The 12,575-nt window shown below is 63.4% G+C and carries 14 protein-coding genes; 1 reads left to right on the plus strand and 13 read right to left on the minus strand.

From position 1 onward, the window contains the following. On the plus strand, nucleotides 1–784 hold a 784-nt coding region (locus tag VQ067_RS00005), incomplete at its 5' end, for an MFS transporter (protein ID WP_340080794.1). A gap of 63 nt (nucleotides 785–847) precedes the next feature. Here the strand turns inward: VQ067_RS00005 and glmS are convergent. The 13 genes from glmS to VQ067_RS00070 form a co-directional block, all read right to left on the minus strand. Next, a complete protein-coding gene (gene glmS / locus VQ067_RS00010; protein ID WP_033989979.1) occupies nucleotides 848–2,683 on the minus strand; it encodes a glutamine--fructose-6-phosphate transaminase (isomerizing) in 1,836 nt (611 codons plus the stop codon). 15 nt (nucleotides 2,684–2,698) lie between these two features. Further along, nucleotides 2,699–3,472: a DeoR/GlpR family DNA-binding transcription regulator gene (locus tag VQ067_RS00015; protein WP_003109145.1), complete on the minus strand. Its 774-nt coding sequence runs from the start codon at nucleotides 3,470–3,472 to the stop codon at nucleotides 2,699–2,701. Nucleotides 3,473–3,539: 67 nt separating this feature from the next. After that, a complete protein-coding gene (locus tag VQ067_RS00020) occupies nucleotides 3,540–4,049 on the minus strand; it encodes a M23 family metallopeptidase (RefSeq protein ID WP_003097125.1) in 510 nt (169 codons plus the stop codon). Between the two features lie 13 nt (nucleotides 4,050–4,062). Beyond that, entirely contained in the window at nucleotides 4,063–5,427 is a 1,365-nt protein-coding gene (glmU, locus tag VQ067_RS00025) for a bifunctional UDP-N-acetylglucosamine diphosphorylase/glucosamine-1-phosphate N-acetyltransferase GlmU (protein WP_003109147.1), read from the minus strand. 120 nt (nucleotides 5,428–5,547) lie between these two features. Further along, nucleotides 5,548–5,973: a F0F1 ATP synthase subunit epsilon gene (locus tag VQ067_RS00030; RefSeq protein ID WP_003097128.1), complete on the minus strand. Its 426-nt coding sequence runs from the start codon at nucleotides 5,971–5,973 to the stop codon at nucleotides 5,548–5,550. A gap of 41 nt (nucleotides 5,974–6,014) precedes the next feature. Then, nucleotides 6,015–7,391, minus strand: a complete 1,377-nt coding sequence (gene atpD, locus VQ067_RS00035) for a F0F1 ATP synthase subunit beta (RefSeq protein ID WP_003097130.1) — start codon at nucleotides 7,389–7,391, stop codon at nucleotides 6,015–6,017. A 30-nt stretch (nucleotides 7,392–7,421) separates the two neighbouring features. Beyond that, nucleotides 7,422–8,282 (minus strand): F0F1 ATP synthase subunit gamma, encoded by an 861-nt coding sequence (gene atpG, locus VQ067_RS00040; protein WP_003097132.1) that lies wholly within the window; start codon nucleotides 8,280–8,282, stop codon nucleotides 7,422–7,424. A 50-nt stretch (nucleotides 8,283–8,332) separates the two neighbouring features. Continuing rightward, the gene (gene atpA / locus VQ067_RS00045; RefSeq protein ID WP_003097134.1) at nucleotides 8,333–9,877 is read right to left on the minus strand and encodes a F0F1 ATP synthase subunit alpha; all 1,545 of its coding nucleotides are present in this window, start codon (nucleotides 9,875–9,877) and stop codon (nucleotides 8,333–8,335) included. An 18-nt stretch (nucleotides 9,878–9,895) separates the two neighbouring features. Then, on the minus strand, nucleotides 9,896–10,432 hold the full coding sequence (locus VQ067_RS00050) for a F0F1 ATP synthase subunit delta (RefSeq protein WP_003097135.1): 537 nt from the start codon (nucleotides 10,430–10,432) through the stop codon (nucleotides 9,896–9,898). An 11-nt stretch (nucleotides 10,433–10,443) separates the two neighbouring features. Beyond that, entirely contained in the window at nucleotides 10,444–10,914 is a 471-nt protein-coding gene (locus VQ067_RS00055; protein WP_003100235.1) for a F0F1 ATP synthase subunit B, read from the minus strand. A 57-nt stretch (nucleotides 10,915–10,971) separates the two neighbouring features. Then, complete coding sequence (gene atpE / locus VQ067_RS00060; protein WP_003097235.1) at nucleotides 10,972–11,229, minus strand: F0F1 ATP synthase subunit C; 258 nt, start codon at nucleotides 11,227–11,229, stop codon at nucleotides 10,972–10,974. A 49-nt stretch (nucleotides 11,230–11,278) separates the two neighbouring features. Then, a complete protein-coding gene (atpB, locus tag VQ067_RS00065; protein WP_003097238.1) occupies nucleotides 11,279–12,148 on the minus strand; it encodes a F0F1 ATP synthase subunit A in 870 nt (289 codons plus the stop codon). 16 nt (nucleotides 12,149–12,164) lie between these two features. Beyond that, nucleotides 12,165–12,545: a F0F1 ATP synthase subunit I gene (locus tag VQ067_RS00070; RefSeq protein WP_003097239.1), complete on the minus strand. Its 381-nt coding sequence runs from the start codon at nucleotides 12,543–12,545 to the stop codon at nucleotides 12,165–12,167. Between the last annotated feature and the right edge of the window lie 30 nt (nucleotides 12,546–12,575).

A 12,575-nucleotide genomic window follows, 5' to 3' on the forward strand; every position in this document is an offset into this window, starting at 1 on the left:
GGGCCAGGTGATGCTCGGCATGACCCTCGGCATTGCCGCCGGCCCGGCACTGGCCGGCCTCCTCTCGGACTTCTTCGGCTGGGCGGCGCCCTTCCTGATGGTCTCGTGCGGTTGCGTGCTGGTCTTCCTGATGGCGCGCCAGCGCCTTCCCGTGCAAGCCGTGGCACCGCGCGCCGAGGGCCACGCGCTGGGCTGGTGCAGGCAATGGAGCATCCTCAGGCCACTGATCGCCAAGGGTGCCTGGAACGGCACCGGGGTCGCCGGCCTGCTTCTCTCGGGAGAGGTGCTGCGCCAGCGCTACGGCTTCAGCACCGCGCAGATAGGCATCAGCATCGCCGCCTTCGGCGTGGGCCTGGCCGTGGGCAACCTCGCCGCGGGTTACCTGCGGCGCTACCTGAAGCGCGACGAAGACATGCTCCTGCTGGTGCTGGCGCTCCTGGTGCTATCGATGTCGACCTTCATGCTCCTGCCGCTACCGTTGCCCGTGGCACTCTGCTGCCTGGGCGCCTGGGGCGCCGCGCTGGGCCTGGGCGCGCCGGCGGGCACGGTGGTACTCGCCTCGCGCTCCGGGCCGGACAAGGGCATGGTGCTGTCGTTCGCCGAGACGTTCAACAACATCGCCATTCTCGCCAGCGTGCCCCTGGCTGTGCGACTGTTGGAGCTGAAGGGGCCGCCCGCCACCCTGTGGGTATTGGGCATCGGCCTGGGGATCGGCGCCTGGTTCACCGTGCTGGACTGGTTCGCCAGCCGCAGGAGCGACGAGGCGCTGCCGTTGCGCGATTGACGGCGAGCGCCGCGATCGCCGGGGCCGCATGCCTGCCCCGGCTTCTCGGGTACGCGGCCGGCGTTACTCGACGGTGACCGACTTGGCCAGGTTGCGCGGCTGGTCGACGTCGGTGCCCTTGAGCACGGCGACATGGTACGAGAGCAATTGCAACGGGATGGTGTAGAGGATCGGCGAGAGCACGTCGCCGATGTGCGGCATGCCCACCACATGGGTGCCCTCGCCGGCCTCGATGCCCGCGCCTTCGTCGGCGAACACCACCAGTTCGCCGCCGCGGGCGCGGACTTCCTGCAGGTTCGACTTGAGCTTCTCCACCAGCTCGTTGTTCGGCGCCACGGTAACCACCGGCATGTCGCTGTCCACCAGCGCCAGCGGGCCATGCTTGAGTTCGCCGGCCGGGTAGGCTTCGGCATGGATATAGGAAATTTCCTTGAGCTTCAGCGCGCCTTCCAGGGCCACCGGGAACTGCGCGCCACGGCCGAGGAACAGGGTGTGGTGCTTCTCGGCGAACAGCTCGGAAACCTTCTCCACCGTCCGGTTCATCGCCAGCGCCTCGCCCAGCCGGGTCGGCAGGCGACGCAGTTCGTCCACCAGCTCGGCTTCGACGCCATCGGCCAGGCGCTTCTGCACCTGGCCGATGCCCAGGGTCAGCAGCAGCAGGGCGACCAACTGGGTGGTGAAGGCCTTGGTCGAGGCCACGCCGATTTCCGGGCCGGCCTGGGTCAGCAGGGTCAGGTCGGATTCGCGCACCAGCGAACTGGTGGCAACGTTGCAGATCGCCACGCTGGAGAGGAAGCCCAGCTCCTTGGCGTTGCGCAGGGCAGCCAGGGTGTCGGCGGTCTCACCGGACTGGGAGATGGTGACGAACAGGCAACCCGGCTGCACCGCGACCTTGCGGTAGCGGAACTCGCTGGCGACCTCCACCTGGCAGGGAATCCCGGTCAGGCTTTCCAGCCAGTAACGGGCGACCATGCCGGCGTGGTAGCTGGTACCGCAGGCGACGATCTGCACGTTGCGAACCTTGGCGAACAGCTCCGCCGCCTGCGGGCCGAAGCTTTCCACCATTACCTGGTTCTGCCCGAGGCGGCCTTCCAGGGTGCGCTGCACGACGCTGGGCTGCTCGTGGATTTCCTTGAGCATGAAGTGCCGGTACTCGCCCTTGTCGGCGGCTTCGGCGCCTTCGTGGTACTGCACGGTCTCGCGCTGCACGTCGTTGCCCTGGACATCCCACAGGCGCACGCTGTCGCGACGGATCTCGGCGATATCGCCTTCTTCCAGGTAGATGAAGCGGTCGGTCACCTGGCGCAGCGCCAGTTGGTCGGAAGCGAGGAAGTTCTCGCCAAGCCCGAGGCCGATCACCAGCGGGCTGCCGCTGCGGGCGGCGACGATGCGGTCCGGCTGCGCCGCGCTGATCACTGCCAGGCCATAGGCCCCGTGCAATTCCTTGACCGCGTCCTTCAGCGCCAGGGTCAGGTCGCCGATGGACTGCAGCTTGTGATGCAGCAGGTGGACGATGACCTCGGTGTCGGTTTGCGAGGTGAACACGTAGCCCAGGCCCTTGAGCCGCTCACGGAGAGGTTCGTGGTTCTCGATGATGCCGTTGTGCACCACCGCCAGTTCGTCGCTGGAGAAATGCGGGTGGGCGTTGCCTTCGGTTGGCGCGCCGTGGGTCGCCCAGCGGGTATGGGCGATGCCCAGGCGGCCGAGCAGCGGCGTACCGGCCAGGCCTTCCTCCAGGCTGGCGACCTTGCCGACCCGGCGGCAGCGCTGCAGCCTGCCTTCGTTATCGAAGACCGCCACGCCGGCGCTGTCGTAGCCGCGATACTCGAGGCGCTTGAGGCCTTCGATGAGGATGGGGGTGATGTTGCGCTCGGCGATCGCGCCTACGATTCCACACATGGGGTCTTTCTCCTTTCAGGGCTCGACCGGGGCGCAGATCAGCGTGACGCCCCGGGCGGTTATCTGTTCGCGCGCGGAAGGTTCCAGGCGCTCGTCGGTAATCAGGGTATGGATGCTGCTCCAGGGCAATTCCTGGTTGGGAATGCGCCGACCGACCTTGTCGGCCTCGGCCATGACGATCACCTCGCGGGCGACCTCGGCCATCACCCGGCTCAGGCCCAGCAATTCGTTGAACGTGGTCGTCCCGCGTTCGAGATCGAGGCCGTCGGCACCGATGAATAGTTGGTCGAAGTCATAGGAACGCAGCACCTGCTCGGCAACCTGCCCCTGGAACGACTCGGAATGCGGATCCCAGGTCCCCCCGGTCATCAGCAGCACCGGCTCGTGCTCCAGTTCGCGCAGGGCGTTGACCACGTTCAGTGAGTTGGTCATCACCACCAGGCCCGGCTTGTGCCCGAGTTCGGGGATCATCGCCGCGGTGGTGCTGCCACTGTCGATGATGATCCGCGCATGCTCGCGGATGCGCGCCGCGGCGGCGCGACCGATAGCCTGCTTGTAGGGCGAGACGGGCTGTGCGGCTTCGCCGATCAGTTCCTGCGGCATCGGCACCGCACCGCCGTAGCGACGCAACAGCAGGCCGTGGCTTTCCATGGCGGCGAGGTCCTTGCGGATGGTCACTTCCGAGGTGGAAAAGCGCTTGGCGAGTGCGTCCACGCTGACCTCGCCCTGCTCGGAAAGCAGCGCGAGGATGGCATGGCGACGTTGCGGCGTATTACGTTTCGAGATCACTTAAGTTTCGTTTCGAAAGAAAAGTGTGCGAATCAAAACTTATCCGGCGATTCCCGTCAATGACTTTTCATCGGCTCGGCAGCACCGTATTGGGATCGAGGTAGAACATTTTCTTCCAACCCTGGGTGCTGGCGTCGGCCAGCCAGGGATAGGGCAGCAAGGTGATGATCGCGTAGTGCAGGTGGGCCGGCTTGCCGCGCGCGTTGCCGGTGGTTCCGACCGCACCCAGGCGGGAACCGGCGAGGACCGGCTGGCCCGGATAGGCGTCGAGGCTATCGAGATGGGCGTAGTAATGCAGGCGCCACTTGGGCGCCAGCACCAGGACGACCTTGCCGCCGAGGGCGATCTCCCCGCGATAGAGCACCAGGCCGTAGCTGGCGGAGCGTACGGGGGTGCCGCTGCGGGCGAAGATGTCGATGCCCTTGTGCACTCCGGAGCGCCCCCAGGGCTCGAACCAGAAGGTTCGCGGATTCCAGTCGCGGGCACTGGCGCCTTCGACGGGTATCCGCGGCCATTCGGGTAGCACCGCCCCGGCTATGAGCAGCCCCAGCACGATCCATTTCGCAGGCTTCGGCATCCGTGCCGCTCCGTTACTTCTTGATTTTTTCCGGGCGCTTCCAGTTTTCCAGGTTCTTCTGCCGGGCGCGGCCGAAGGCCAGGTTCTTCGCCGGAACCTCATGGGTGATGGTGGAGCCGGCCGCGGTCGTCGCGCCATCGCCAATCTTCAGCGGCGCCACCAGCGAGTTGTTCGAGCCGATGAACACATCGTCGCCCAGCTCGGTGCGGAATTTGTTCGCGCCATCGTAGTTGCAGGTGATGGTGCCGGCGCCGATATTGCAGTTGGCGCCCAGCTCGGCATCGCCCAGGTAGCTCAGGTGGCCGGCCTTGCTGCCCTCGCCCAGGCGGGCATTCTTCAGTTCGACGAAGTTGCCGACATGGGCCCGAGCGCCGAGCACGCTGCCCGGACGCAGGCGGGCGAACGGACCGGCATCGCTACCCTCGCCCAGCTCCGCGCCTTCCAGGTGGCTGTTGGCCTTGATCACCGCGCCACGCCGCAGGACGCTGTCGCGAATCACGCAGTTCGGTCCGATGTGCACGTCGTCCTCGATCACCACGCGGCCTTCCAGCACCACGTTGACGTCGATCAGCACGTCGCGGCCGACCGAGATTTCGCCACGGACATCCAGGCGCTGCGGATCGAGCAGGGTCACGCCCTGGCGCATCAGCTCCTCCGCGCGCAGGCGCTGGTAGTGACGCTCCAGCTGGGCCTGTTGCATGCGGTCATTAACGCCCTGCACTTCCATCGCGTCCAGCGGTTGGGCGCTGGCTACCACCAGGCCGTCGCCGACCGCCATGGCGATCACGTCGGTCAGGTAGTACTCGCCCTGGGCGTTGTCGTTGGACAGGCGGCCGAGCCAGTCGGCAAGGCGCTTGCCCGGCACCGCGAGGATGCCGGTGTTGATCTCGCCGATCTGGCGCTGCGCCGGGGTCGCGTCCTTGTGCTCGACGATGGCCTGCACCGCGCCCTGGTCGTCACGGACGATGCGGCCGTAGCCGGTGGGGTCGAGCATGTCGACGGTGAGCAACGACAACTGGTCCGGGGTGACTTGCGCCAGCAGGCGCTGCAAGGTGTCCAGCTGGATCAGCGGCACGTCGCCGTAGAGGATCAGCACCTGGTCTGCACTGAGGAACGGCAGGGCCTGGGCCACCGCATGGCCCGTACCGAGCTGTTCGGCCTGGAGCACGAAATTCAGGTCGTCGGCGGCCATCCGCTCACGCACCAGATCCGCGCCGTGGCCGATCACCACGTGGATCCGTTCCGGCTGCAACTGGCGCGCGCAGTCGATGACGTGGCCGAGCATCGGCTTGCCGGCAATGGGATGGAGGACCTTGGGCAGGGCCGAACGCATGCGGGTGCCCTGGCCGGCGGCGAGAATCACGATTTCAAGGGACATGGACTGGACTACCGTTCCTGGTGGTCACAGGCAAAACCTGTGAGTGAAGATGCAAAACGAAAAAAGGGTAGCCCACAGGCTACCCTTTTCCCTGACACCGCTAGAAGTACCGGCTGGAAATCAGCCGCCGAACTTCTTGCGCAGTTGCTGGACGGTGCGCAGCTGGGCTGCGGCTTCGGCCAGACGCGCGGCAGCGGCGCTGTAGTCGAACTCGGCGCCCTTGCCCTGCAGCGCCTTTTCGGCAGCCTTCAGGGCTTCCTGGGCGGCCGCTTCGTCGAGGTCGCCGGCACGAACCACGGTGTCGGCGAGGACCTTGACCATGTTCGGCTGGACTTCGAGGAAACCGCCGGAGATGTAGTACACCTCCTGCTCGCCGCCCTGCTTGACCAGGCGGATGGGGCCCGGTTTCAGGTCGGTGATCAGCGGCGCGTGGCCCGGGGCGATACCCAGGTCACCCAGAGCGCCGTGCGCGATAACCATCTCGACCAGGCCGGAGAAGATCTCCGCCTCGGCGCTGACGATGTCGCAATGGACTGTTATGGCCATACGCTTGCCTCACATGAGCGCCCGTCGCCGGGCGCACAGGATTACAGTTTTTTGGCTTTCTCGACCGCTTCTTCGATACCGCCGACCATGTAGAACGCCTGCTCCGGCAGGTGATCGTAGTCGCCGTTGAGAATGCCCTTGAAGCCAGCGATGGTGTCCTTCAGGGAAACGTACTTGCCCGGCGAGCCGGTGAAGACTTCCGCTACGAAGAACGGCTGGGACAGGAAGCGCTGGATCTTACGAGCGCGCGCCACCAGCAGCTTGTCGGCTTCGGACAGTTCGTCCATGCCCAGGATCGCGATGATGTCCTTCAGCTCCTTGTAGCGCTGCAGAACATACTGGACGCCGCGAGCGGTGTCGTAGTGATCCTGGCCGATCACCAGCGGATCGAGCTGGCGAGAGGTGGAGTCCAACGGGTCGACCGCAGGGTAGATACCCAGCGAGGCGATGTCACGGGACAGTACGACGGTCGCGTCCAGGTGGGCGAACGTGGTCGCCGGGGACGGGTCGGTGAGGTCGTCCGCGGGAACGTATACGGCCTGGATCGAGGTGATCGAGCCTTTCTTGGTGGAGGTGATGCGCTCCTGCAGAACGCCCATCTCTTCGGCCAGGGTCGGCTGATAACCCACCGCGGACGGCATACGGCCCAGCAGTGCGGACACTTCGGTACCGGCGAGGGTGTAACGGTAGATGTTGTCGATGAACAACAGAACGTCACGGCCTTCGTCACGGAACTTCTCGGCCATGGTCAGGCCGGTCAGTGCGACGCGCAGACGGTTGCCCGGCGGCTCGTTCATCTGGCCGTATACCAGGGCTACCTTGTCCAGTACGTTGGAGTCCTTCATCTCGTGGTAGAAGTCGTTACCCTCACGAGTACGCTCGCCCACACCCGCGAACACGGAATAACCGCTGTGCTCGATGGCGATGTTACGGATCAGTTCCATCATGTTGACGGTCTTGCCCACGCCGGCGCCGCCGAACAGGCCTACCTTGCCGCCCTTGGCGAACGGGCAGACCAGGTCGATCACCTTGATGCCGGTTTCCAGCAGCTCGTTGCCGCCAGCCTGGTCGGCATAGGACGGAGCTTCGCGGTGGATGCCCCAGCGCTCTTCTTCGCCGATGGGGCCGGCTTCGTCGATCGGGTTGCCCAGTACGTCCATGATCCGGCCCAGGGTCGCTTTACCGACCGGCACGGAGATGGCAGCACCAGTGCTGTCCACGTTCAGGCCACGCTTGAGGCCTTCGGTGGAACCCATCGCAATGGAACGAACCACGCCGTCGCCCAGCTGCTGCTGGACTTCCAGGGTGGTTTCAACGCCCTGAACCTTCAGGGCTTCATAGATGCTCGGCACGGCATCGCGCGGGAATTCCACGTCGATCACGGCGCCGATGATTTGAACGATACGTCCGCTACTCATGTCTGGTTCCTCTGAATTTTGAACCTGTTCTTACACCGCGGCAGCGCCGCCGACGATTTCCGAGATTTCCTGGGTGATCGCCGCCTGACGCGCCTTGTTGTAGATCAGCTGCAAATCGCTGATCAGCTCGCCGGCGTTGTCGGTAGCGTTCTTCATTGCAATCATCCGGGCCGCCTGCTCACAGGCGTTGTTCTCAACCACGGCCTGGTACACCTGGGATTCCACGTAACGCACCAGCAGCCCGTCGAGGAGCGACTTGGCGTCGGGTTCGTAGAGATAGTCCCAGTGGTGCTTCAGCTCCTGATCGTCATCGGCCACCAGCGGAATCAGCTGTTCCACGGTCGGCTTCTGGGTCATGGTGTTGACGAACTTGTTGGAGACCACGAACAGGCGATCGATACGGCCTTCGAGGTATGCGTCGAGCATCACCTTGACACTGCCGATCAGGTCGTTGATCGAAGGCTCTTCGCCGAGGTGGCTGATAGCTGCCACGACGTTGCCGCCGAAACTGCGGAAGAACGAAGCGCCCTTGCTACCGATCACGCAAAGGTCGATTTCCGCCCCTTGCTCGCGGTAGCCGCTCATGTCCTTGACGAGGGACTTGAACAGGTTGATGTTCAGACCGCCGCACAGACCACGGTCACTGCTCACCACGATGTAGCCGACGCGCTTGACTTCACGCTCGACCATGAACGGGTGACGGTATTCCGGGTTGGCGTTGGCCAGATGGCCGATCACCTGGCGAATACGCTCCGCGTAGGGACGGCCGGCCGCCATGCGCATTTGTGCCTTGCGCATCTTGCTCACCGCCACTTTTTCCATGGCATTGGTGATCTTTTGCGTGCTTTTGATGCTCGCAATCTTGCTGCGAATCTCTTTTGCGCCTGCCATTTGACACCTATCGGGTTAGCAGGCGGGAGCCTCGCGGCCCCCGCTGCGGCTTACCAGGTTTGGGTGGCCTTGAACTTCTCGATGCCGGCCTTGATGCCCGCGTCGATTTCGTCGTTGAAGTCACCTTTCTCGTTGATCTTCGCCAGCAGAGCGGCATGCTCGCGCTGGAAGTAGGAGATCAACGCCTGCTCGAAGCTACCGACCTTGGCGATTTCGACGTCCTGCAGGAAGCCACGCTCGGCGGCATACAGGGACAGCGACATCTCGGCGATCGACATCGGCGCGTACTGCTTCTGCTTCATCAGCTCGGTAACGCGCTGACCATGCTCCAGCTGCTTGCGGGTCGCTTCGTCCAGGTCCGAGGCGAACTGGGCGAAGGCCGCCAGTTCACGGTACTGGGCCAGAGCGGTACGAATGCCGCCGGACAGCTTCTTGATGATCTTGGTCTGGGCCGCGCCACCTACGCGGGATACCGAGATACCGGCGTTGACGGCCGGACGGATACCCGAGTTGAACATGGCGGATTCCAGGAAGATCTGGCCGTCGGTGATCGAGATCACGTTGGTCGGAACGAACGCGGAAACGTCGCCGGCCTGGGTCTCGATGATCGGCAGCGCGGTCAGCGAGCCGGTCTTGCCGGTCACGGCGCCGTTGGTGAACTTCTCGACATACTCTTCGGAAACGCGGGAAGCGCGCTCCAGCAGACGGCTGTGGAGATAGAACACGTCGCCCGGGTAGGCTTCGCGGCCCGGCGGACGGCGCAGCAGCAGGGAGATCTGGCGATAAGCCACGGCCTGCTTGGACAGGTCGTCGTAGACGATCAGGGCGTCTTCACCGCGATCGCGGAAGTATTCGCCCATGGTGCAACCGGAGTACGGCGCCAGGTATTGCAGGGCGGCGGACTCGGAAGCGCTGGCGGCGACCACGATGGTGTTGGCCAGGGCACCGTTCTCTTCCAGCTTGCGTACGACGTTGGCGATAGTGGACTGCTTCTGGCCGATGGCCACGTAGACGCACTTAATGCCGCTGTCTTTCTGGTTGATGATGGCGTCGACCGCGAGGGCGGTCTTGCCGATCTGGCGGTCGCCGATGATCAGCTCGCGCTGGCCACGGCCTACCGGGATCATGGCGTCGACCGACTTGTAGCCGGTCTGTACCGGCTGGTCTACCGACTTACGCCAGATCACGCCCGGAGCGACCTTCTCGACCGCGTCGGTGGCCTTGGCGTCGATCGGGCCTTTGCCGTCGATCGGATTGCCCAGTGCGTCGACTACGCGACCCAGCAGTTCCGGACCGACCGGAACCTCCAGGATGCGCCCGGTGCACTTGGCGTTCATGCCTTCGGCGAGGCCCTGGTATTCACCCAGGACCACGGCACCCACGGAATCCTGCTCCAGGTTCAGCGCCATACCGTAGACGCCGCCCGGGAACTCGATCATCTCGCCGTACATGACGTCGGCCAGACCGTAGATGCGCACGATACCGTCGGACACGCTGACGATGGTGCCTTCGTTTCGTGCTTGGGAGGCGACGTCGAGTTTCTCGATGCGCCCCTTGATGATTTCACTAATTTCGGAAGGATTGAGTTGCTGCATGCCGCTGCCCCTTCAAACTCAAGATTTCAACGCTTCGGCCAGTTTCGCGAGCTTGCCGCGCACCGAGCCATCGATTACCAAGTCACCGGCGCGAATGATCACGCCGCCGATCAGGCTCGCGTCTTCCGACGCATGTAGCCGCACTTCGCGACTGAGCCGGGCGCTGAGAGCCTTGGCGAGTTTGTCCTGCTGTTCTTTGCTCAAGGTGAAGGCACTGGTGACTTCTACCTCGACCGACTTTTCCTGCTCGGCCTTCAACTGCTCGTACATCTCAGCGATGGTCGGCAGCAGTTCGAGCCGCTTGTTCTCAGCCACAGTCCGGACGAAGTTCTGGGCTGGTGCATTCAGCTTGTCGCCGCACACATCGATCAGGCTCTGGGCCTTGGCCGAAGAGGTCAGCTGAGGCTCTTTGAGCAGCTGGCGCACGGTGTCGTCCTGCGACACTGCGGCCAGCACACCCAGCGCAGCCGACCAATCGGCCAGTTGCTGATGAGCCTGGGCGTACTCGAAAGCCGCCTTTGCGTAGGGACGAGCCAACGTGGTCAGTTCTGCCATAGCGCCCTCGCTTAGATCTCGGCTGCCAGTTTGGAAACCAGCTGCTCGTGCGCGTTTGCGTCGATCGAAGCACCCAGGATCTTCTCTGCGCCGGTGACGGCCAGGGCACCCACTTGGGCACGCAGGGCGTCCTTGACGCTGTTCAGTTCCTGTTCGATTTCCGCTTGGGCCTGGGCCTTCAGGCGTTCGCCTTCGGTACGGGCCTGGTCGCGGGCTTCATCGACGATCTGGTTAGCGCGTTTCTTCGCCTGCTCGACGATTTCGGCTGCCTGAGCCTTGGCTTCGCGCAGTTGCTGGCCCGCTTTCTCATGAGCCAGCTCCAGATCACGAGCCGCGCGGTTGGCAGCGTCCAGGCCGTCAGCGATCTTCTTCTGACGCTCTTGCAGAGCCGCGATGACCGGAGGCCACACGAACTTCATGCAGAACAGCACAAAGATGAAGAACGCAACGGACTGGCCAATCAGGGTTGCATTAATGTTCACGCCAACACCTCGCTCGTTCGTTGTCCGTCAAACACTCAAATCGAATGATTCGAGTGATTAGCCGGCGATTTGACCAACGAAGGGATTCGCGAAGGTGAAGAACAGGGCGATACCCACACCGATCATGGTCACGGCGTCCAGCAGGCCGGCGACGATGAACATTTTCACCTGCAGCATCGGAACCATTTCAGGCTGACGAGCTGCGCCTTCCAGGAACTTGCCACCCAGCAGACCGAAACCGATGGCGGTACCCAGGGCACCCAGGCCAATCAGCAGAGCAACGGCGATAGCAGTCAGTCCAACTACAGTTTCCATTTTTCCTCCCGACTTTTTGTCGTGTTGGTTAAAGGTTGAAGCGAATCGATTAATGGTTGTCTTCGTGCGCCATCGACAGGTAGACGATGGTCAGCATCATGAAGATGAAGGCCTGCAGGGTGATGATCAGGATGTGGAACACAGCCCACGCCCAGTTCAGGGCTACGCCCAGGGCACTCAGCAGGAACATTCCGCTACCGAACATGACGGCGATCAGAATGAAGATCAGTTCGCCGGCATACATGTTGCCGAACAGACGCAGCGCCAGCGAAACCGGCTTGGCGATCAGGGTCACGAACTCGAGCAGGAAGTTCACCGGAATCAGCAGGATCTGAACGACGATGTTCTTGCTGCTGAAGGGGTGCAGGGTCAGTTCACCGAGGAAGCCGCCGATGCCCTTGACCTTGATGCTGTAGAAGATGATCAGGGCGAACACCGAGATCGACAGGCCGAGGGTGGCATTCGGGTCGGTGGTGGCCACCGCGCGGAAGAACAGGTGCTCGTCGCCGGTGATCTTCGCGGCCAGCATCGGCAGGTAGTCCACCGGTACCAGGTCGATCAGGTTGAGCAGGAAGATCCAGACGAACACGGTCAGGGCCAGGGGCGCGATCAACGGGTTGCGCCCGTGGAAGGTGTCCTTGACGCTGGTGTCGACGAACTCGACCATCACCTCGACGAAGTTCTGCAGTCCACCCGGCTGGCCGCTGGTGGCCTTCTTGGCTGCCAGGCGGAAGATGAACAGGAACACCACGCCGAGCAGTACCGACCAGCCCAGGGTGTCTACGTGGAATGCCCAGAAGCCCATTTCCTTGGCTTGCTCGGCGGTGTGGGCGAACCCCCAATCACCATTAGGCAGACGCCCGAAGGTCAGGTTCTGCAAGTGGTGCTGGATGTAACCCGAAGCGGTTTCTGCTGCCATGTTTGCCTCAATCGCTCTAAGGTCTTGTAAATGTTTTTCCCATCAGCAGGGGTGCGCACCAGCTGACCATCAGGGTCAGCAGATAGACACCGAACAGAGCCGGCGCCATCAGTGGCTTCACGCCTGCGAACGCCAGTGCGAAGAGCACCGCCGTCAGAATCAGTTTCCCGGCTTCGCCCGCATAGAAAGAGCGAACGATTTCCCGGGCAGCCCGCGCTCCGCTGAAACGGAACGCTTTGTAGGCGAAATAACAATTCGGCAACCAGGCGATCATCCCTCCCAGCAGTCCGGAATATCCGGCTACCGGTCCCCAAGAAATCCACAGGGAGATCGCAGCAACAAGCACTACTACCAGTTGGACGAGCAGCAATCTGAATGCCGGCAGGCGACTTGGCATGCGGGACTCCATCGCGCTCTCAGTCTTCTG

This window comes from Pseudomonas sp. KBN12P06040 (assembly GCF_037574965.1).
Classification (GTDB): domain Bacteria; phylum Pseudomonadota; class Gammaproteobacteria; order Pseudomonadales; family Pseudomonadaceae; genus Pseudomonas; species Pseudomonas aeruginosa.

Bases quoted from the DNA above. Each gene is read 5' to 3' on its own strand.
- glmU (WP_003109147.1), bottom strand. From the start codon at position 5,427: ATGTCCCTTGAAATCGTGATTCTCGCCGCCGGCCAGGGCACCCGCATG.
- atpD (WP_003097130.1), bottom strand. From the start codon at position 7,391: ATGAGTAGCGGACGTATCGTTCAAATCATCGGCGCCGTGATCGACGTG.
- atpA (WP_003097134.1), bottom strand. From the start codon at position 9,877: ATGCAGCAACTCAATCCTTCCGAAATTAGTGAAATCATCAAGGGGCGC.
- atpB (WP_003097238.1), bottom strand. From the start codon at position 12,148: ATGGCAGCAGAAACCGCTTCGGGTTACATCCAGCACCACTTGCAGAAC.
- atpE (WP_003097235.1), bottom strand. From the start codon at position 11,229: ATGGAAACTGTAGTTGGACTGACTGCTATCGCCGTTGCTCTGCTGATT.
- glmS (WP_033989979.1), bottom strand. From the start codon at position 2,683: ATGTGTGGAATCGTAGGCGCGATCGCCGAGCGCAACATCACCCCCATC.
- VQ067_RS00050 (WP_003097135.1), bottom strand. From the start codon at position 10,432: ATGGCAGAACTGACCACGTTGGCTCGTCCCTACGCAAAGGCGGCTTTC.
- VQ067_RS00030 (WP_003097128.1), bottom strand. From the start codon at position 5,973: ATGGCCATAACAGTCCATTGCGACATCGTCAGCGCCGAGGCGGAGATC.
- atpG (WP_003097132.1), bottom strand. From the start codon at position 8,282: ATGGCAGGCGCAAAAGAGATTCGCAGCAAGATTGCGAGCATCAAAAGC.
- VQ067_RS00070 (WP_003097239.1), bottom strand. From the start codon at position 12,545: ATGCCAAGTCGCCTGCCGGCATTCAGATTGCTGCTCGTCCAACTGGTA.
- VQ067_RS00020 (WP_003097125.1), bottom strand. From the start codon at position 4,049: ATGCCGAAGCCTGCGAAATGGATCGTGCTGGGGCTGCTCATAGCCGGG.